The organism is Clostridium pacaense (genome assembly GCF_020709765.2).
GTDB classification, from domain to species: Bacteria; Bacillota; Clostridia; order Lachnospirales; family Lachnospiraceae; genus Enterocloster; species Enterocloster hominis.
This window is the reverse complement of sequence record NZ_JAJFEB020000002.1, coordinates 478,779-499,193: the sequence shown is the minus strand read 5'-3', so window position 1 is coordinate 499,193 and position 20,415 is coordinate 478,779. Positions and strand designations below refer to the sequence as shown.

Genomic DNA, 20,415 nt, shown 5'->3' with positions numbered 1-20,415 from the left:
GTTTCATCCACTGATTAAATTCTATTTACAGGAGGCGCCATGAACTCATACATCGACATATTCAACCTGGAGGGAAAGGTTGCTGTCATCACAGGCGGGGCAACCGGCCTTGGTTTTTCCATGGCCCAGTGCCTGGCCGGGGCCAATGCCACGGTGGTCCTGATTGGGAGGCGGGAGGAGGAGCTGGAACATGCGTGCCGGGAAATCGGGGAGCGCGCCCATTATATCCGCTGTGACATAACTGATTTTGAGGGGATTCCCGCACTGGTGGAGTCCATTATGCACAGGTTTGGACGGATGGATGTCCTTATTAACAATGCAGGAATACAGATAAAAAAGCCTGCGCTTTCCTTTGAGGCTCAAGACCTTGACAGGCTGTTCGACGTGCACTTAAAGGCAGGCTACCTTCTGACAAAGGAATCCGTACCCCACATGAAGGGGGGCAGCGTCATATTCCTTTCCTCAGAGACAGGATTCATCGGCGTAACCGGCGTACTGGGATACTCCATGGCCAAGTCCGGTACGCTGGGCATGATGCGTTCCTTTGCCTCAGAACTGTCAGGCACAGGCATCAGGTTCAATGCGATTGTCCCGGGATGGACCGATACGCCCATGCTCAGGTATTCCAATGCAGACGACCCCGGACGGGCGGAACGGATCATCAGCAGGACCCCCATGGGAACGTTCGGGCAGCCCGAGGATATTGGATGGGCCGCCTTATACCTTGCTTCAGATGCATCCAGGTTTGTTACGGGGACAAGCCTGGTGGTGGATGGCGGGGCCATGATTGGGTTTTAGGGAGGATATAAAGGTGATAGTATGAGGATACGTGTATATGATAAACACCTGGGAAGCTACTTCCAGTCAGAAGTGTATGCCATAATCAACACAGGATACTATGAAAAATATCTGGTATCGGTCCCCTCGGAAAATGGCGGGTATATGAAGCTATACGACTATCTGGACAAATCGGATAAGAAGCTTCCGGTCCTTGTGAACATGGTTACTCCCCAAGGGCCAGAAGGATGGATTTATAAGAAGACAGGAGATGCAGGACGGCAGTTTGAGGAATACAGGCATGTGCTGGAACATGGTATCCTGTTCTTTGAATACAGAGGATTCCCCTGGCTGTGGGAGGATACAGATACCCTGGGCGCGCTTCTGCGCGGGGAATCTGTCTTGATAAAGGACAGCATGTTCGAAGATCGATTGTATTCGGATACAGCCCTTAAAGGGTGGAACTATGTTAAGACCCAGGAGGACGCAGATGCATTTCAAAGAAGTGTGTGCGGTTTCCATGATGCGGTCATCCGTGGACTGGGTTATGTCAGCGGGGCTTATGTAACTGCGGATAAATGCATGAAACCCCTTGCTGACGTAAGGCGTGTATCCATCCAGATCCAGAGCCAGCAGTGTCAGGATTTTGAGATGATATTTGAGGGGGTGACTGCCCTTAACCTGCGTCCGCCTGGCGACAATTACATGGCGGATATATACGATGCATCGCTTTTTGTACGTGACGCATCCGTGTTCTTCAGTGACAGTTATCTGGAAAAACCGGATATGTCCTATGTAGGAACATGGATTACAGCATATGGATTACGATGGAGATTTACATAAAAGGAAAAAAGCACGGATTCAGGCAGATATCACAGGCCGGAACGATTGTTAATAGATTCACGTACAACTGGTTTTTATGAATTTTATGATATTTTTATTGACGGTATCACAAAAAAACAAAATGGTTTTTTTGAAATCAAGCGGTAGGATTTTATATTATTGTTAAATAATATACAAAATCCTGCCGCTCTTTCAATGCTTTATGAGTGAATAATGAATATGTTATCACAAAAATTGTTAAAAATATATCATTTATTAAATTGAATTTTATTGTCAGTTATGCAATTTTTCTAATGTCTGTTTGTATATTTATTTAGGTATTTATTTAGGTATTTGTTTAGATATCCAACGTGTTATTTTCAAAACCAATCTAGTGTTAGCCATATTTTGCTATATTCTTATAATTTCTCCAGCTCCTTAACTATCACCCTCTATTTCCCCATATTATACCCAATAATACACAAGTATTTTTCATCCATCTAATGTAGCTGCTATTTTTCAGGCTCCATAATCACAGAAAAATAGCCCAAAAAACTTAACAAGCAGAACTATAAAGATAATGTTAATAAAAAATCGATACTAATCAAAATATTATCAAATAAATGTTAAAATATTATTTTAATTGACAGATTAAAATGCCCGGATATAATCAGGTTTAGGCACCGGTCCTGGCCTGGACGGTTGGGGCGGGATGCAAGAATATAAGGGGGTAGCAGTATGTCTACATATTATTTTTTACCTACACGCAATGTTTTTGGTGAAGGCGCGGTTCAGGAGGCCGGGGACCTGGTTAAGAGTTTAGGCGCAAAGAGATGCCTGATTGTAACGGACCGGTATCTGGGAGAAATCGGCATGGCGGACAGGGTACGGGAAATCCTGGAAAAGGCAGGGATTGAGGCATGTATTTTTGCGGGGGCAGAGCCGAACCCAACGGATAGGAACGTGGAAGCCGGAGCCAGGTTTTATCAGGAAAATGAATGCAATTCCATCATTTCCCTGGGCGGCGGTTCCTCCCACGACTGTGCAAAGGGGATTGGGCTGGTTGCTGCCAACGGCGGAAGGATTGCTGATTTTGAGGGGGTCGATAAGTCTTCAAAACCAATGGTTCCGCTTATGGCCATCAACACCACTGCCGGAACCGCGTCAGAGATAACCAGGTTCTGTATCATCACGGATACTTCCCGCAAGGTAAAGATGGCCATCGTGGACTGGCGGGTCACGCCCCAGATTGCCATCAATGATCCGGAGCTTATGAAGGGGATGCCGCCGTCACTGACCGCATCCACGGGGATGGATGCGCTGACCCATGCCATCGAGGCTTACGTATCCACGGATGCCAATCCGCTGACAGACGCAGCGGCCATCATGGCAATCAAGATGATTGCCCATTACCTACCAAAGGCAGTTGCCAACGGCAATTACATGAAGGCCAGGGATAAGATGGCCTATGCCCAGTACCTGGCGGGAATTGCATTTAACAACGCGTCCCTGGGGTATGTCCATGCCATGGCGCACCAGCTGGGCGGTTTTTATAATCTGCCCCACGGTGTGTGCAATGCAATCCTTCTGCCCTATGTTGAGAGTTATAACCTGATCGGCAATATGAACCGGTTCAGGGATGTGGCCCAGGCAATGGGTGTCCAGGTGGAAGGCATTTCCGTAACCTGTGCGGCTGAAAAGGCAATCGAGGCCATTAAGAAGCTGAGCAGGCAGCTGGAAATCCCATCGGATTTAAAGCAGCTGGGAGTAAAGGAGGAGGACTTCGCAGTCATGGCTGATAATGCCAAGAAGGACGTCTGCCAGCTGACAAACCCAAGGACCGCAACCAGGGAACAGGTCATTGAGATTTACCGCCAGGCGTATGTTGGGGAGTAGAGGGGACAAATGTTAATGCAATATTAACAAAAAGAGTTTGTTAAATAAAAGATTTTTGTTGACTATTGCCTGTCTTATGATATATCATAGTGGCCAGAGGGGTAACACAACCGTATTAATCTTCCGCCAAGGAGGGTTTTTCTGGAAACATGGTGTTTTAGGACAGTGATGGGCTGGCTTTAAAATACATGTTTTTTTTGTGTCCTAAAGTGTGTTTTATAAGCCTGTCCCGATGCTGTACCAAGTGTTGAGAGGAGAGTTTACAATGCATAATGTAGAGCTTAAGGCCAGATACCAGTTGTTCATCGGAGGACAGTGGAAGGATGCATCTGACGGCAGGACCTTTAAGACATACTGCCCGGCAGACGGGAGCGTGCTGGCAGAGTGTGCGGAGGCGGCAAAGGAGGATGTGGATGAGGCTGTGAAGGCGGCCTGGAAGGCATTTGAGTCCTGGAAGCACGTAACGGTCAATGAAAGAGCTGTTATTTTAAACAGGATTGCAGATATCATTGACGCCAATCGGGAACACCTGGCAATGGTGGAATCCCTGGATAACGGCAAACCGATTAGGGAGACCATGGCCGTGGATATACCTATGTCCGCACAGCATTTCCGTTATTTCGCAGGCTGCATCATGGCGGATGAGGGAAGCGCCAATATGCTTGGGGAAAGCACTTTAAGCCTGATTCTCAGGGAACCAATCGGAGTGGTTGGGCAGATCGTGCCCTGGAACTTCCCGTTCCTCATGGCTGCCTGGAAGCTGGCCCCGGTGCTGGCAAGCGGCTGCTGTACTGTATTTAAGTCCTCCAGCGCCACCCCGTTAAGCGTGCTGGAACTTGCAAGGCTGATCCAGGATGTGCTTCCGGCGGGCGTGTTTAACGTACTGACCGGTTCCGGCTCCAGGTCCGGACAATATATGCTGGAGCATAAGGGCTTCAGGAAACTGGCATTTACCGGATCCACGGAAGTGGGCAGGAATGTTGCCCTGGCGGCTGCGCAGAAGCTGATACCGTCCACCCTGGAACTGGGGGGAAAATCAGCCAATATCTTCTTTGAGGACTGTGACTGGGAGATGGCCATGGACGGCCTGCAGATGGGCATCCTCTTTAACCAGGGCCAGGTGTGCTGCGCAGGCTCCAGGGTATTTGTCCAGGAAAGCATCTATGACAGATTCGTCAAAGAGGCAGTGGAGCGGTTTAACCAGGTCAAGGTGGGCCTTCCGTGGGAAGCAGACACCCAGATGGGAAGCCAGATCAACAAGGCCCAGATGGAAAAAATCCTTCAGTACATAGAAGTCGGAAAGGCGGAAGGCGCAACGGTTCTCTGCGGAGGTGAACAGCTCAAATCCGAGGGACTGGAAAATGGCTGCTTCCTTAAGCCCACCCTCCTGGGAAATGTCACAAACCACATGAGGGTTGCCCAGGAGGAAATCTTCGGGCCGGTTGCCTGCATCCTCAAGTTCAGGACCGAGGATGAGGTGGTTGACATGACCAATGACAGCGAATACGGCCTGGGAGGAGCCGTATGGACCAGGGACATCAACAGGGCCCTGCGGGTGTCGCGGGCCATTGAGACAGGACGCATGTGGGTGAATACCTATAATGCCATCCCGGAGGGAGCGCCCTTCGGCGGATACAAGGCATCCGGTATTGGACGTGAAACCCATAAGGTCATGCTGGACCATTATACACAGATGAAGAATATCATGATTAATCTTAGTGAAGCCCCAACAGGATTTTATCCTGTGAAATAAAGCAGGGTATTATTATATAGAAGGAAGCGGTTTTGGAACGGGAAGTTCCGGGGCCGTTTCTTTTTGCTTGCAGACCTGTCTCTGTCTTATCTTTAACAATCAAATATTAAAAAAGAAAAAAATTTAAAATATATATTGACATATTTTTAACGAAAGGTTATAATGCAAACAGTGAGATTGTTAATTAATTATCAATAAGAAAAAATACCCCAACCCAAACAGGCTGATGCAGCCCCAATGCATCACAAACACAAGGAAAAATGAAGGAAAAATGGAGGAAAAGGAAATGGCAAAGAAAATCGAGCAGGTTGTTCCGGAAATCATCGACAGCGTGGACGGACTGAATGCAAAAATGAATGCAATGCGCGAAGCACAGAAAATTTTTGCTACTTACACACAGGAGCAGGTAGACAAAATATTCTTCGCAGCTGCCAGCGCGGCTGATAAGATGCGTCTTCCTCTTGCAAAGATGGCAGTGGAAGAGACCGGCATGGGTATTGTGGAAGACAAGGTCATCAAGAACAACTACGCGGCTGAGTACATTTACAATGCATATAAAGATACAAAGACTGTAGGCGTGATTGAGGAAGATAAGGAATACGGAATCAAGAAGATTGCAGAGCCAATCGGCCTGATTGCAGCTGTCATCCCTACCACCAACCCGACTTCAACCGCTATCTTCAAGACACTGATTGCCCTGAAGACACGTAACGCAATCATCATTTCCCCACATCCGCGTGCAAAGGGATGCACCATTGCGGCTGCTAAGATTGTCCTGGACGCAGCAGTAAAGGCCGGGGCACCGGAAGGAATCATCGGCTGGATTGACGTACCTTCACTGGAACTGACCAACGAGGTCATGAGGGATGCCGACTTAATCCTGGCAACAGGCGGACCTGGAATGGTTAAGGCTGCTTACTCTTCAGGAAAACCGGCACTGGGCGTTGGCGCCGGCAACACACCGGTCATCATTGACGAGACAGCCGAAATCAAGATGGCAGTTAACTCCATCATCCATTCCAAGACATTTGACAATGGTATGATTTGTGCTTCCGAGCAGTCCGTGACTGTCCTGGAATCCATTTACAATGAAGTCAGGAAAGAATTTGAATACAGAGGCTGCTATTTCTTAAAGCCAGGCGAGATTGAGAAGGTCCGCAAGACCATCCTGGTGAACGGCGCGCTGAATGCCAAGATTGTTGGACAGAAGGCTGTTACCATTGCCAAGCTTGCCGGTGTGGAAGTTCCGGAAGACACCAAGATCCTGATTGGCGAGGTTGAGTCCGTGGATATCAGCGAAGAGTTCGCACATGAGAAGCTGTCTCCCGTACTGGCCATGTACAAGGCCAAGACATTCGACGAGGCCCTGGATAAGGCAGAGCGTCTGGTGGCAGACGGCGGCTACGGCCACACTGCTTCCCTGTATGTGAATGTCAACGAAGAAGAGAAAATCATGAAGCATGCTTTAAGGATGAAGACCTGCCGTATTGTCATCAATACACCTTCCTCCCACGGCGGCATCGGCGACCTGTACAACTTCAAGCTGGCTCCATCCTTAACACTGGGCTGCGGTTCCTGGGGCGGAAACTCCGTATCTGAGAACGTTGGAGTGAAGCATTTACTGAATATCAAGACCGTTGCTGAAAGGAGAGAGAACATGCTGTGGTTCCGTGCACCTGAGAAAGTATACTTTAAGAAGGGCTGTCTGCCTGTAGCATTAAATGAGTTAAAGGATGTAATGGGCAAGAAGAGGGCATTCATCGTAACCGACTCCTTCCTGTATAAGAATGGATACACCCATGTTATCACAGACCGTCTCAATGATATGGGACTTACCTATACCGTATTCTCCGATGTACAGCCAGACCCAACCCTGGCCAATGCACAGGCTGGTGCAAAGCTTATGAGGGACTTTGAGCCGGACGTAATCATTGCAATGGGCGGCGGTTCCGCAATGGATGCTGCTAAGATCATGTGGGTTCTGTATGAGCATCCGGAAGTGGACTTCATGGACATGGCAATGCGTTTCATCGATATCAGGAAACGTGTATACACATTCCCGAAGATGGGCGAGAAGGCATACTTCATCGCTGTTCCGACTTCCTCCGGTACTGGCTCCGAGGTTACACCTTTCGCAGTTATCACAGACCAGGAGACTGGCATCAAATATCCGCTGGCTGACTATGCCCTCCTGCCCAACATGGCAATTGTGGACACAGACAATATGATGAGCCAGCCAAGAGGACTGACAAGCGCATCCGGCGTTGACGTCCTGACCCATGCACTTGAGGCATACGCTTCCGTCATGGCTACCGATTACACGGACGGCCTTGCACTTAAGGCCATGAAGAATGTATTTGACTACCTGCCGACTGCTTACAATGAGCCGACTAACGTAGAGGCACGTCAGAAGATGGCTGATGCTTCCTGCATGGCTGGTATGGCATTTGCCAACGCATTCCTGGGAGTGTGCCACTCCATGGCACATAAGCTGGGCGCTTTCCACCACCTGCCACACGGTGTTGCAAACGCACTGTTAATCTCCCTGGTCATCGACTTCAACGCTGCTGAGAACCCACGCAAGATGGGCACCTTCTCACAGTACCAGTATCCACATACACAGGCAAGGTATGCAGAGTGCGCAAGATTCTGCGGAATCCAGGCCAAGGATGATGCTGAGGCAGTTAAGAAGCTGATTGAGAAGACTGAGGAACTTAAGAAAGCCGTTGGAATCAAGTCCTGCATTAAGGATTACGGCATTGATGAGAAAGACTTCTTAGACAGGCTGGATGACATGGTTGAGCAGGCATTCGATGACCAGTGTACTGGTGCCAACCCAAGATATCCTCTTATGAGCGAGATTAAAGAAATGTACTTAAAAGCTTACTACGGTAAATAATTCGTACCCATCATGGGTAAATACCTTTATCCTTTGTGTTTGGAACAGGCCGTCTGTCATATGACAGGCGGCCTGTTCATGCTTTTATTCAAGTCTCTATAATTCCTTTGTATTCACGGAAATTCCTTCGAAAAAAGATTCATAATTGATGTTAAATATTTCCTTCATGGCGGCCAGCTCGGAAACTCGGATATTATAAGTACCGCCCTCAATCTGCGAGTATATGCTGCGTGAAATATTGATGCCCATGAGCTGCATCTTGGCTGTTACCTGCTCCTGGGTCATGTGGGACTGCAGGCGGTATTTGCGGATGTTTGGTCCGATCCTGAAATCCTGCTTTATTTTTTGTTCCATGGCACCCTCCATAATATGCAAGAAATAGGTTGCACTTCCTTGATTTTACGATAAATGTCGTATATAATTGCAATGTATAGGTTGCACAGGAGAAATTGAAAATATAGATGCTGAAATGCGGAATAGGAGTTATGAATGAAGCCGGAGAAAAACCAGGGGGGTTTGTTAATCAGACTGCAGGAATTAGCGGGCTGCCAGTATTTATCGGACCTCCATAATAGTTTTTACATAGAAGATGTGCTGTATGCACTCCGTAGGATTAATATAGCTTCTTATTCCCTGGATGAGTGGAGGGAAGCCATCCGGTATATCCTGGGGGAGGATTTGGAATGCAGGTCTGGGGGGGAGGCAGTGGAGGTGTTGATTAAGAAGTTGAGGGATGTTTAGATTGTTTTTTGGTGAGGGGGACGTCCGGGGAGCGGGGCAGGACGGGCGGCGGCGGATAGGACGCTGAGTTCCGGAGGATGCAGCTTCTAAGGGGCTGACAGGCAAAAAGACGGGGGATCGGTGCTATTCGCTGAGAAACTCTGAAGAGCTTTCTCAGCTCAGACCACCTTGAGTTCTGGCTTTGATGCTAGTGTTGCCTGGCTCAAAAGGTCCTACAGCCAGTACCTGCTATCTACACCAGGAGCACGTCTGTAAAGCTAGCCGTAGAACCACTACGCCGTCACTTTACAGACGCACTCCTGATGCAGATATCAGACACTGGCTGCAGGACCTTTTAAGCCAGACAACACTAACTCACCCCCGCCTTTTTGCCTGCCACCCCCTAAGAAGCTACATCCTCCGGAACTCAGCGTCCTATCCGCCGCCACCCGCCCTGCCCCGCTCCCCGGACTGTGTATTCCGACCGCTAGATGAGCGGAATAACCCTGTGGATAAATAAAATGTCTGTTTCAATGGCTCCGATTACAGGAAAAAGTCCGGCGGATTTCTGAGTGAGAATTCCGCTGGCTTCTGGAAGGGCTATCCATCGACCAGCCAAAAGCAGTAAAGAAACTAAGACCATAAAGTGTCCTGTAAGTGTCAGAATCTCCCATATTCACTGGAGGCTCTGGCACTTGTGTATTATACTGGGAACAGGAAAAAGCAAAGGTTATGACAGGTCATGCATACAGAAAAGCAGACATCCCCAATGCCTTATCCTGTCATCCAGCATTCCTATGCATCCCCATCTATAATAGCCTGGGACTGGCTGTTTTCATAACCACTATCTTATTTGACGGTTACAAAATATCTCATAACATGGTATTTATTCTTTAGAGGAAGCAGTTGCTATTGTTAGCTTCTTTAAGCTATACGGTGGCTATATCTAGGAGATAGAGTAAATATATGTAAGAATATATAGGAACTGGAGGGGAATTGAAGAAGATATACATTGTTTTATTGCTGGCTTTTTTCCATGACCTGCTGTAACTGCGCCCGGCAGAGTAATAAGATTAAACCGGAAATAGGAAATTTTGATTTACCTGAACCGGATTTACTTGGAGGATGGCTTGGTTCTTATGAGCAAAATGGGATTCTGCGGGATAAGATAAGTGGCAGTTTGATATTGATAGCTGGCAACCGGGGGTATGGGAAGATAATAATCAGGGGCAGATAACTAGCTTCTATTCAGAAGGAATAATAACCGGATGGGGCAATCCGCAGAAGGAGAAGTTGGTACAGATAGAATTTTCCTATCGGGATGATGGGACATCCGTGCTATGGCAAGCTGGTAAGATATGACAATACTTGTACGGATAATACACGGCCGTCTTTGAAAACTCAAATATGGCAGGCCGCATATGCAGAGCAGCTAAGAGGTTCGTCAGGCAATGATTTTTTCTTTGTGATATTGACAGTAATGGGATTCCTGAACTGCTAATCAGAGGATTTTCTATTGATTCAGGTAAATATGCCAATTATGATAGTGATGGAATTGTACAGAAGGGTTCAGGGGAGCTGATGGAAGCAAGGTGATTGTTAACGAGGCGGCCAAGTCCGAATATGAAGAAATATGGAACAGTAAGACTGAACCTGAACGATACACAATCACCGAGGATGAGGTTTCGACGGTGATTTATGGTAAATCATGAAGGAACCAAAAAAACAACTATTTTATCATGATTATTATTTTCTAAGCTATTTCCAGTCCATAGCTGCACACGCGTATACCGCAGTATCGATTGGTAAAACTTGTTCATTGAAACATACTTTAGGATTATGATGTGCATAGATATTGTCCGAATCGACTTTAGCTCCTATCATAAAATAAGAAGATGGTACTTTATTTGCAAACACTGCAAAATCATCAGAACCAGTTGTGTGTAACCCAGATACCATGTTAAATTCGGTATTCATAGAACTTAACGCCGTAGCAATTTTCATATTTCTTTTTTCATCACAGCAGAGTACGGGTATATCTGTTAAGACATCTACCTTACTTTCTGCATGAAAAGCATTGGAAATATTATTTACAATTTCCTCAATTCTCGTAATTAAATGTTGTTTTATTTCACTGTCAAATGTGCGGAGTGTTCCTTGTAAAACCGCTGTTTCCGGAATAATATTATTTACTGTTCCAGAGCTAAATTGTCCTATTGTCAAAGTTACTTCTTTACTAGGGGGACATTCGCGTGCAATGAGCTCCTGCAAGGCCTGATAAATATGAACCCCAACATTGATAGGGTCTATTCCATTCTGGGGCATAGCACCATGTGTACCTTTTCCTGTTATTGTTATCTTGAAGCCAAAGACAGATGTTCCTGTCATAGTTCCATAAGCGATTGTTCCTACGGGAATAACGGACGCTACATGAGTTGCAAAAGCTGCGTCTACTTTAGGATTTTCCAATGCCCCTTCAGCAATAACCGCATTGGCTCCCTCGAACGTTTCTTCTCCAGGCTGAAATAATAGTTTTATTCTTCCTTTTAAATCTTTTTCGTGCTTTTTTAATATTTTGGCAGCTCCTAACAATGCGGTCGTATGTATATCATGTCCGCAAGCGTGCATATTACCATTTTGCGAAGCAAAAGACAGTTGGCTTTCTTCACGCATAGGAAGTCCGTCCATATCTGCTCTAAGAAGTAAACATTTATCCCCAGTACCTAGATGACCAATAACACAATTTCCGTTGACTTTTGTTTCAAATGGAATATCCCATTCTGTCAATTTTTTTTTCACAAGAGAAACTGTTTTAGGAAGTTCAAGTCCCAATTCAGGTACTTTGTGAAGTTCTCTGCGCCATTCTATAAGTTCATCACACATTTCTTTGCTTTCAGCATAAATTGAAGAATACATATTTTCACTCTCTTTCTTGAAATTCTTACGATAATTATTTTATCCCATTTTCATATGTTTGTCTTGTAGTATAGTTTTATATCTGTTATAACATATACATTATAACTGAAAGGGAATCAAAATATGGAAATACATCATTTTAAACAACTTATTACTATTTCTCAATGCGGTTCAATTAACAGTGCTTCACAAAGACTGTACATTTCTCAACCCTCACTAAACAGTATCGTAAAACGATGTGAGCAAGAATTAGGATTTATCGTTTTCATTAGGACACCAAAAGGAGTTAAATTAACAGAAAAGGGGGAGAAGTTTATTGAAATAGCTCAAAATATTATTGAAGAATATAAAAAAATAGAAGCATTGTCCTCCACTAATAAAGCGGTTTCTATTTCATTTATTTTTTTATCATATATTCTTGAAGCACTTCTTAAATTTCAAGACCAGGGATTTTTACTTTCTGATATGCTTCGCAGGACAGTGCCATTTGAAACAATAAATGATGTCATATGTCAAAAAGTCCGTATAGGGATGATGCCAGTATATCAAGCAGATTTAAACGGATTTGCAGAGGAAATAAAGCAGTATAATTTGCAGTATCTTATGCTTTTTGAAGCCATACAAATATACGCTATTGTTAGTAAGACTCATCCCCTTGCTGACAAAAAAAGTATTTCTATCAGTGAAACCCTTGAATATCCTTTAACTTATTATACAGCAGTACCTGAAAAATCCGTACTTAGAACTATATATGACTCTAAGCGTTCTCTAAAAGTACAGAATAGAGATGAATTATTTTTAGTACTGAAAAATAACAAACATTTTTCTCTTTTAACCCTTACACCTAATTCAAAAAATCCAGAATTTTATTATATTCCGATAATAGATAATGAGTTCAAAATGAATATATGTGCGATTTTTCTTTCTGATACTACACTTACTAAACAAGAAATTGAGCTGATTGAATTTTTAAAAAATACAGTACATTTCATATAATTTCGGTTTTATTATAAGTCCTTGGTTTATGTGCAAAAAGGAAGATTCTTTATTAAAAGCGCATGCAGATAAGTATAAAAATAAAGTCTAAAAAACAATTCCAAAAAATCAAGTACACCAGTAAAAGATCCAGACACACCCAAGCCCGCGACCCATCCTACCCGCCCGGATGCAAGAGATGCGGAGCAAATGCGATACATAGTGGGTGAGTGGAATGGGGATGGGGGATTCGGATGCTTCTGTAGGGCTGTGCTGGTCTTAGCCTGCGGGAAGCGGTGCTAAGAGGCTGGCGCCATTGTCTGAGCCCAATCTCAAAACAGTTGGAAGAGACTGAGCGCGAGTTTTGGCAGCCAGCCTCTTGTCCAGCGCCGGTTGCCGAAGGCTTAGAGCAGCTAAGCCCAAAGCCGTATCCGAATCCCCCATCCCCATTCCACTCACGGACGGATGCACCTCACTCTCCGCAACCTTCGTTCCCAATCACCCCATAAAACAACTCATGCTGTCTCCCCACCCTCTCCCGCACCTGCCTCACAAAGGATTCCGGTCCCATCACCTGTACCACCGGGCCGAAGGAGAGGATATCGATAAGAAGCTCTGTTTCATCCGCCAGGTCATAGTAAATGGAGCAGAGCCAGCATTTGCAGTCCTCATCGTATTCTGTGTGCTTTTCATAGTTGGCAAAGTGGAGCATGCACCGCTCCAGGGAGTTGCGCTCGCCGCTGATTTTAAGAAGGACTGGTTCCGGGGCTTTCTGCACGGGCTTAAAACGGAATGATTCAAGCGCATGTACGCCGTCAGGGACAGTGACAGGCGGTTCGGGGGACAGGCGGCACTGTTTGATGCGGCTCAGATTCAACAGGGTGTTGCGGCAGAAACGGCCGTGGCTGTGCTGGAGACAGCATAGGCGGAACTTGTCATCCTTGGAAGAATACTGAAGCTGGTAAGGGAGTACCTCGAAGGTGTGGGTGCGCCCTTTTTTGCCCTCATAGGCAGTTAACAGGATCCGGTGTTCCCTCAGTGCGGTCAGGATTATGCGGAAATGTTCCCTGTATTCCGGTGAACCGTAAGGGTCCCCGTCCTTATACCTGTCAAAGTAATAGAAATCCCCTTCATTATATAGGGGCTGGGTGTCTGCGAGGAGCTGTTCCAGGACGGCTGATTCCGCGTCGCTTAAAAACAGATGGATCCTGGGGTCTGACAGAAGGGAACGCAGCCAGGCTTTTTGGAGACTGGTCAGGGGCAGGGGGCAGGGCGGGGTGTGGAGCCGGGACGTGTAGGTGCGGAGGTCATTTTCCTGGAATAAGGGCCATGTGCCGTCCTTTATCTTGGGGAGGATGGAAAGGGCGCTTTCCTGAAATCCCAGGGTCCTGCATATGTCCTCCATATCCTGCCTGGTAAGGGGATGGTCCGCGGCCTGGTTCAGCATTCGGCGGATGATATGGTAATAACAGCCGTATATTTTATCAAATAGTTCCAAGTCTTTCACCTTCCTTCTGATGGATTGGGGCCTGCTAGGATATCGTTACTGCTGGACATCCTCACTCCCGGACATCTTCCACACAGTACATCTGGTACATCTTTTCCCAGTCATGGGTTATCTTAGCGATGGAGAACTCATCCGTTCCCTGTATGTCCAGGATCCTTCCTGTAAATGTCTTGATCCAGGACAGCATTTCGTTGGTATCAAAGAACATACCGCTGTACATGTATTCATTCTCCCGTATTTTCATGACCTGGCCGCCCCGGCCCTCGCGGTAGAGGCGGTTCAGGATATAAGGTTCCTTTTCCTCGTCAATGGAGAGTTTGATGCAGACTTCCTGCAGGCGGCTGCGGCCGCTGCCAAAGGATACGCCCCAGCATTTTTCCTGATTCTGCTCCAGGTCCCTCAGTACCTTGCTGTAAGCTTCATATGGTTCCCCTGGGACCACCTTCTGTATGGAATCCAGGCGGGCGTTGCTGAACCTGCGCAGTTCAGGGTGGTAGAGGCACAGGTACCTGCGGCCGGTCTGGGTGCTGACAAGGATTTTAAGGGGGACGCAGGTGTGGATGCTTACTGCGTTGCTGCGGCTGCTTTTATTTTCATATGTAATCATGCGCTGGCTGTGGATGGCGGCAAGGATATCGGCCAGGACGCCGTCTTCCAGGGTGTGGACGATAAAGTGGTGCTTAAACTGGAACAGGCTGTTGCGGCGGTCTTCCCGGTCCAGGATGGTGCTTCCGATAAAACCAAAGGGCGCGGCTTCCTGGAAGAATTCCATGGCGTCCATGAGATGGGACCATGCCGTATCATCCATGGGAAGCTGGGGGAACAGGGTGTAAACCAGGTTCCTGCCTGATTTCCCGGAGCGCAGGATTCCCAGGTTTTCATATTCCTTTAATTTAAGACGGACGGTCTGGCTGTCAAACACCACGCCGTAGGATCTGGATATCTCATCACAGAGCGCGGCTGCCGTCATGCCCTCAGGGACATCGTGCAGCAGGTCCAGGATGAAGAAATGCAGCATCAGGTCATTGTCCGTAAAGCTTTTGGACTTCCACGCAGCGTAAAGGGGATTCTGGGAAATGGTCTTGCTGTCCACATTGATATACACATGCTTGCCCTTTGAGGTGTAGTCCGACCGGGTGTAATCCGCCAGCCAGCTTTCAATCCTGCGCCGTTCATTGTCATATGTCCTGGGGCTTTTGTCCTGGAAATCATTCCTGACCTTAAAGCCATATACATAGAACTGGCGCATATAATCACGTATCCTGTCAAAATTCTTGATTAATTCCTGAAATTCAGCCATAGCGCCCCTTCTGCCCGGTATGCGCGGGGAAATGCCCCCTGCGCCGAGGGCCTGAAACATTTTACTAATATGATTATAAATGGTAAAACTGGAAGTTCGCAACTTTTTTTAAATGATTTCCGGGCCTGGATTGGATATCATATGGGTGTAAGCAGAATACATACGCAAATATATGAGGATTACAAATATAAATTGGAAGGGAGTGAGATATATGTTTGTGATGTATGAGAAAGAAAATATGAGGTTTCCGGTAAGGGTGTGGTTAAAGGAACGCGATTCGCTGGAAAAGAGCTGCATGGAACAGGCATATCATCTGTCAAGGCTTCCGTTCCTTCATAAGTGGGTCAGCCTGATGCCGGACACCCACGCGGGCATGGGAATGCCCATAGGAGGCGTCATTGCCACTGAGGGCGTGGTGATACCCAATGCGGTGGGCGTGGATATCGGCTGCGGCATGGCCTATACGCAGACCAACATAAAGGTGGCTGATATAAAGGAGATCATGACCGGAAACGGTTCCTTAATCCAGGCCATGATAGGGGATATCATGAGAAATGTTCCGGTGGGATTTGCCCACCATAAGACGGAGATGCCCTGTTATACCATGGAAAATGCATACAATGAGCTGGAACGCTATGAGGAGGACGAGGAGTTACTTGGACAGCTGGAAGCAGGATTTTACCAGATTGGGACGTTAGGAGGCGGAAACCACTTCATTGAGCTTCAGGAGGACAACGAGGGATACCTCTGTGTGATGATCCATTCGGGAAGCCGCCATATAGGAAAGTCCGTATGCGATTATTTCCATAATAAGGCAAGGGAGCTGAACCAGAGATGGCACAGCGATGTGCCGGATGAATACCGCCTGGCCTTCCTGCCAACGGACAGCCATGAGGGAAAGCAGTACCTGAACTGGATGCAGCTTTCCATGGATTTTGCAAGGGAGAACCGGGAAAAGATGATGCTGGCCGTAAAGGCGGTGCTGGAGAAATACATTGGCAAGTATACGGATTTCAATCTGGAGTTTTCCGGGGATATCAACTGCCATCACAACTATGCCGCCCTTGAACACCATTACGATAAGGACGTATGGGTGCACAGGAAAGGGGCTGTACGGGCAGGGAACGGGGAAATGGCCGTGATTCCGGGCGCCATGGGTTCCTACAGCTATGTGGTCATGGGAAAAGGGAATCCTGAGAGCTTCTGCTCTTCCTCCCATGGAGCCGGACGCCGCTACTCCAGAAAGGGTGCCATGGCGGCATTTTCCTGTGAGGAGGTCATACTGGATCTGCAGAAACAGGGCGTCATCCTGGGGAAGAAAGGTAAGGCGGACGTGGCGGAAGAGAGCCGCTTTGCCTACAAGGATATAGAAGAGGTCATGGACTGCCAGCAGGATCTGGTGGTTCCGGTCAAACGGCTTAAGACCATTGGAGTTGTTAAAGGGTAGGCAGGCTGATATCAGGCCGGGCATTCCGTTGGGCAGCGAACCTGCCCCGGCGCCCGCCGGTGCCCGCGCCCCTGGCGCAGGGTATGCCGTCAATCTGCTTTTGTTCATTATAAAATGATGTGACGCGGGTTCAAATCCCGCTGCACCGGGGCAGGACTGTTCCGCTGCATAGCTAAGTGGTATAGCAATCATTAGGAAAACACAAAAAACGTGTTTCTCACCCAAAGGGAAAAGGAATGCCTGGGCCTTGCCGCACCCGGGGGCTGCATGTGGATGCACATGTAAGCGCCGGGCAAGGCAGTCCATGTCCGGCCAGTGTCTGTCCGGATACCGGAGGCAGCCCCTTAAGGACCAGGACAGGGAGGTAAGTCCCATCCCTGCCTGCCCTTATCCGGCTGCCTGCTCAAGGACGGACCCGCTGCACATGGATATGGGACCAGGCACGGCCTTTTCTTTCACTAATTCAATAACTGTCATGTTAAATCACATGTCATCCGTGATAATCAGCGTCTGAAGGGAGGATAAAGTAAGATGGGTATTATCAGACAATATATAATTAAGGACCAGGAATGCGGTTACCTTACAAAAAACGGTAAGTTCATAAAGCTTCTGACCGCAGGTAAATATTCCTTTGTAAAAGCCCTGGGGTATGAGGTGGATATCGTCCCCATGACCGGAGAGGTCAGGACCTGTGGTATTCCCGAGGAAATACTGATGGGCGATAAGGAGTTTGCGGACCGGGTGGTGAAGAATGTGCTGCCGGATGAGTGTATTGCCCTGCGGTTCGTGAATAAGGCGTACAAGGAGGTCCTGACAAAGCCGGAATCCTTGTTCTGGAATGTATTTGAGGAAAATGAATTCCGGAACATAGACATCACCAGGCCGTGCATGGAGGAAAGCCTGCCCAGGTTCTATATGGACCTGATGCCTGCCAGATACTATAAGAAAATCATCATCAAGGATGGTGAGACAGGACTGCTCTATTATGATAACAGGTATGAGAAACGTCTGGAGACGGGAACCTATTATTTCTGGAATTATGGGAAAGAGGTGACCTGTAAGATATTCAATATGAAGATCCAGCAGCTGGATATATCCGGCCAGGAAATCCTTACGGCGGATAAGGTGGCGGTGCGCCTGAATGTCATCTGCAATTACAGGATTGTGAACCCGGAAAAGCTGGTGCGCCAGGTGGAGGGAGCGGCGTCCCAGATTTATACCTGCGTACAGCTGAAGCTGCGGGAGTATGTGGGAAGATACCGTCTGGATGAGCTTCTGGCCCAGAAAGAGGAAATCGGCGCCTACGTGCTGGAGCGTCTGAAGGAGTATCAGGAGGAGTACTGTGTGGAGATTACAGGCGCCGGTATCAAGGATATCATCCTTCCCGGGGAAATACGGGAAATCATGAACACGGTGCTGATTGCTGAGAAAAAGGCCCAGGCCAATGTCATCATGAGAAGGGAGGAGGTGGCTTCCACCAGAAGCCTTTTGAACACGGCAAAACTCATGGATGAGAACAGGACATTGTTCAAACTCAAGGAGATGGAATATCTGGAGCGCATCTGCGATAAGGTTGGGAATATTTCCCTGAATGGAGGGAAAGGGGTGCTGGAACAGCTTGCAGAGCTGGCCGGAACAGAAAAACATTGACTTTAACAAGTTAACTTGTTATACTTTTTGTTAAAGTGTTTGTCTGGAAAATGAAGGCATCCCCAACACTTCATACATAAACCTAGGAGGGCGAATTAATGTCATATGTTGATGAGATTTACGAGAGAGTAGTATCGCAGAACCCGGGCGAGCCCGAGTTCCATCAGGCAGTCAAAGAAGTTCTGGATTCCCTGAGGCTGGTTATTGACGCCAACGAGGAAAAGTACCGCAAGGCCGGTATCCTGGAGCGCTTCGTTGAACCGGAGAGGATCATTTCCTTCAGGGTACCGTGGGTGGACGATAACGGCAAGGTACAGGTGAACAAGGGCTACAGGGTACAGTTCAACAGCGCCATCGGTTCCTACAAGGGCGGATTACGTTTCCATCCATCTGTAAACCAGAGCATCCTTAAGTTCCTGGGATTTGAGCAGACCCTTAAGAACTCCCTGACCGGTCTTCCCATGGGCGGCGGCAAGGGCGGTTCCAATTTTGACCCCAAGGGTAAATCTGACCGTGAGGTAATGGCATTCTGCCAGAGCTTCATGACAGAGCTGTACCGCCATATCGGCAAGGATACCGACATCCCTGCAGGCGATATCGGCGTAGGCGGAAGAGAAGTGGGATACCTGTTCGGACAGTATAAGAGGATTACCGGATTATACGAAGGCGTGCTGACCGGAAAGGGCCTGACCTTTGGCGGTTCCCTGGCCAGGACACAGGCAACGGGTTACGGCCTGGTATATATCCTGGATGAGATGTTAAAGCACAACGGCAAGGAACTGGCAGGCAAGACCGTGCTTGTATCCGGTTCCGGCAACGTGGCAATCTACGCAACGGAGAAGGCACAGCAGTTAGGCGCCAAGGTAGTTGCATTAAGTGATTCCAACGGTTATATCTATGATAAGGACGGCATTCAGCTGGATGTTGTTAAGGAGATTAAGGAAGTGCGCAGAGGACGTATCAAGGATTATGTGGATGCTGTCCCAACTGCTGTCTATACAGAGGGCAAGGGTATCTGGACCATTCCATGTGACATCGCCCTTCCATGTGCAACCCAGAACGAGCTGAACCTGGAGGATGCCAAGACACTTCTGGCTAACGGATGTTTTGCAGTGGCAGAGGGCGCTAACATGCCTTCCACCCTGGAAGCAACCGAACTGTTCGTGGAGAAGAAAATCCTGTTCATGCCAGGCAAGGCGGCCAACGCAGGCGGCGTAGCCACCTCAGGACTTGAGCAGAGCCAGAACGCCCTCAGGATGTCCTGGTCCTTTGAGGAAGTGGATGAGAAGCTTCACACCATCATGGTCAACATCTTTGCAAAGGCAGCGGATGCCGCTGAAAGATACGGGGTTGCAGGCAATTATGTTGCAGGCGCCAACATCGCCGGATTTGAGAAGGTGGTTGAGGCCATGCTTGGACAGGGGATTGTGTAAGGGGTATGCTTTGCCTGTAAGTGTGTAGGACATATGTATTTCCTGTAAAGGTGTAAGGCCTATGTCTGCCGGTATCTATGAATCTCAAGAGCTAAACCTGGAAACGTCCATTCCCAAAGGGGGGGTGGCTGGGAGCCTGAGGTTTGGGAAGACGGTTATTAAGAGGGTATTCCTTAAGTCATTTTATGACTTTTGGGATATCCTTTTTGTATTATGTATCCTAAAAAACCAATCCAAGAACTTTATTGACAAAATACAATATTCCCACTAGACTAAATACAGGGTATTTATTTAACAATTCATATAATGTGGAGGGATAT

General features: G+C 47.5%; 14 protein-coding genes. 10 read left to right on the top strand and 4 right to left on the bottom strand.

The window, feature by feature from the left end; genetic code table 11:
- The first annotated feature begins 39 nt into the window (after window positions 1–39).
- The 5 genes from LK536_RS35755 to adhE all read left to right on the top strand — a co-directional run bounded on the left by LK536_RS35755 (window position 40) and on the right by adhE (window position 8,147).
- Window positions 40–798, top strand: a complete 759-nt coding sequence (locus tag LK536_RS35755) for an SDR family NAD(P)-dependent oxidoreductase (protein WP_008723173.1) — start codon at window positions 40–42, stop codon at window positions 796–798.
- Between the two features lie 21 nt (window positions 799–819).
- Window positions 820–1,620, top strand: coding sequence for a hypothetical protein (locus LK536_RS35750; protein WP_227794719.1), 801 nt, complete (start codon window positions 820–822; stop codon window positions 1,618–1,620).
- A gap of 717 nt (window positions 1,621–2,337) precedes the next feature.
- Window positions 2,338–3,495: an iron-containing alcohol dehydrogenase gene (locus LK536_RS35745; protein WP_008723178.1), complete on the top strand. Its 1,158-nt coding sequence runs from the start codon at window positions 2,338–2,340 to the stop codon at window positions 3,493–3,495.
- A 265-nt stretch (window positions 3,496–3,760) separates the two neighbouring features.
- Complete coding sequence (locus LK536_RS35740; RefSeq protein WP_227794718.1) at window positions 3,761–5,248, top strand: aldehyde dehydrogenase family protein; 1,488 nt, start codon at window positions 3,761–3,763, stop codon at window positions 5,246–5,248.
- 286 nt (window positions 5,249–5,534) lie between these two features.
- A complete protein-coding gene (gene adhE, locus LK536_RS35735) occupies window positions 5,535–8,147 on the top strand; it encodes a bifunctional acetaldehyde-CoA/alcohol dehydrogenase (RefSeq protein ID WP_025484590.1) in 2,613 nt (870 codons plus the stop codon).
- 96 nt (window positions 8,148–8,243) lie between these two features.
- Here the strand turns inward: adhE and LK536_RS35730 are convergent, their stop codons facing one another.
- Window positions 8,244–8,501: a helix-turn-helix domain-containing protein gene (locus tag LK536_RS35730; RefSeq protein ID WP_008723183.1), complete on the bottom strand. Its 258-nt coding sequence runs from the start codon at window positions 8,499–8,501 to the stop codon at window positions 8,244–8,246.
- Between the two features lie 135 nt (window positions 8,502–8,636).
- On the opposite strand from LK536_RS35730, the gene LK536_RS35725 reads away from it, so the two are divergent.
- Window positions 8,637–8,888, top strand: coding sequence for a hypothetical protein (locus LK536_RS35725; protein WP_025484588.1), 252 nt, complete (start codon window positions 8,637–8,639; stop codon window positions 8,886–8,888).
- Window positions 8,889–10,625: 1,737 nt separating this feature from the next.
- On the opposite strand, the gene LK536_RS35720 is transcribed toward LK536_RS35725, so the two are convergent.
- A complete protein-coding gene (locus tag LK536_RS35720; protein WP_034577158.1) occupies window positions 10,626–11,783 on the bottom strand; it encodes a M20 metallopeptidase family protein in 1,158 nt (385 codons plus the stop codon).
- A 123-nt stretch (window positions 11,784–11,906) separates the two neighbouring features.
- On the opposite strand from LK536_RS35720, the gene LK536_RS35715 reads away from it, so the two are divergent.
- The gene (locus tag LK536_RS35715) at window positions 11,907–12,779 is read left to right on the top strand and encodes a LysR family transcriptional regulator (RefSeq protein ID WP_130790485.1); all 873 of its coding nucleotides are present in this window, start codon (window positions 11,907–11,909) and stop codon (window positions 12,777–12,779) included.
- Between the two features lie 451 nt (window positions 12,780–13,230).
- Here LK536_RS35715 and LK536_RS35710 read toward each other — a convergent pair whose 3' ends face one another.
- Together LK536_RS35710 and LK536_RS35705 are read right to left on the bottom strand one after the other, a co-directional pair.
- Complete coding sequence (locus LK536_RS35710; protein WP_474911778.1) at window positions 13,231–14,265, bottom strand: WYL domain-containing protein; 1,035 nt, start codon at window positions 14,263–14,265, stop codon at window positions 13,231–13,233.
- 52 nt (window positions 14,266–14,317) lie between these two features.
- The gene (locus LK536_RS35705; protein WP_227794716.1) at window positions 14,318–15,565 is read right to left on the bottom strand and encodes a WYL domain-containing protein; all 1,248 of its coding nucleotides are present in this window, start codon (window positions 15,563–15,565) and stop codon (window positions 14,318–14,320) included.
- A 211-nt stretch (window positions 15,566–15,776) separates the two neighbouring features.
- On the opposite strand from LK536_RS35705, the gene LK536_RS35700 reads away from it, so the two are divergent.
- From LK536_RS35700 to gdhA, 3 genes are all read left to right on the top strand, one after another.
- On the top strand, window positions 15,777–17,012 hold the full coding sequence (locus tag LK536_RS35700; protein WP_227794715.1) for an RtcB family protein: 1,236 nt from the start codon (window positions 15,777–15,779) through the stop codon (window positions 17,010–17,012).
- Between the two features lie 531 nt (window positions 17,013–17,543).
- Window positions 17,544–18,662 (top strand): slipin family protein, encoded by a 1,119-nt coding sequence (locus LK536_RS35695; RefSeq protein WP_227794714.1) that lies wholly within the window; start codon window positions 17,544–17,546, stop codon window positions 18,660–18,662.
- A gap of 98 nt (window positions 18,663–18,760) precedes the next feature.
- Window positions 18,761–20,095 (top strand): NADP-specific glutamate dehydrogenase, encoded by a 1,335-nt coding sequence (gdhA, locus tag LK536_RS35690; protein ID WP_120057447.1) that lies wholly within the window; start codon window positions 18,761–18,763, stop codon window positions 20,093–20,095.
- Window positions 20,096–20,415: the final 320 nt, after the last annotated feature.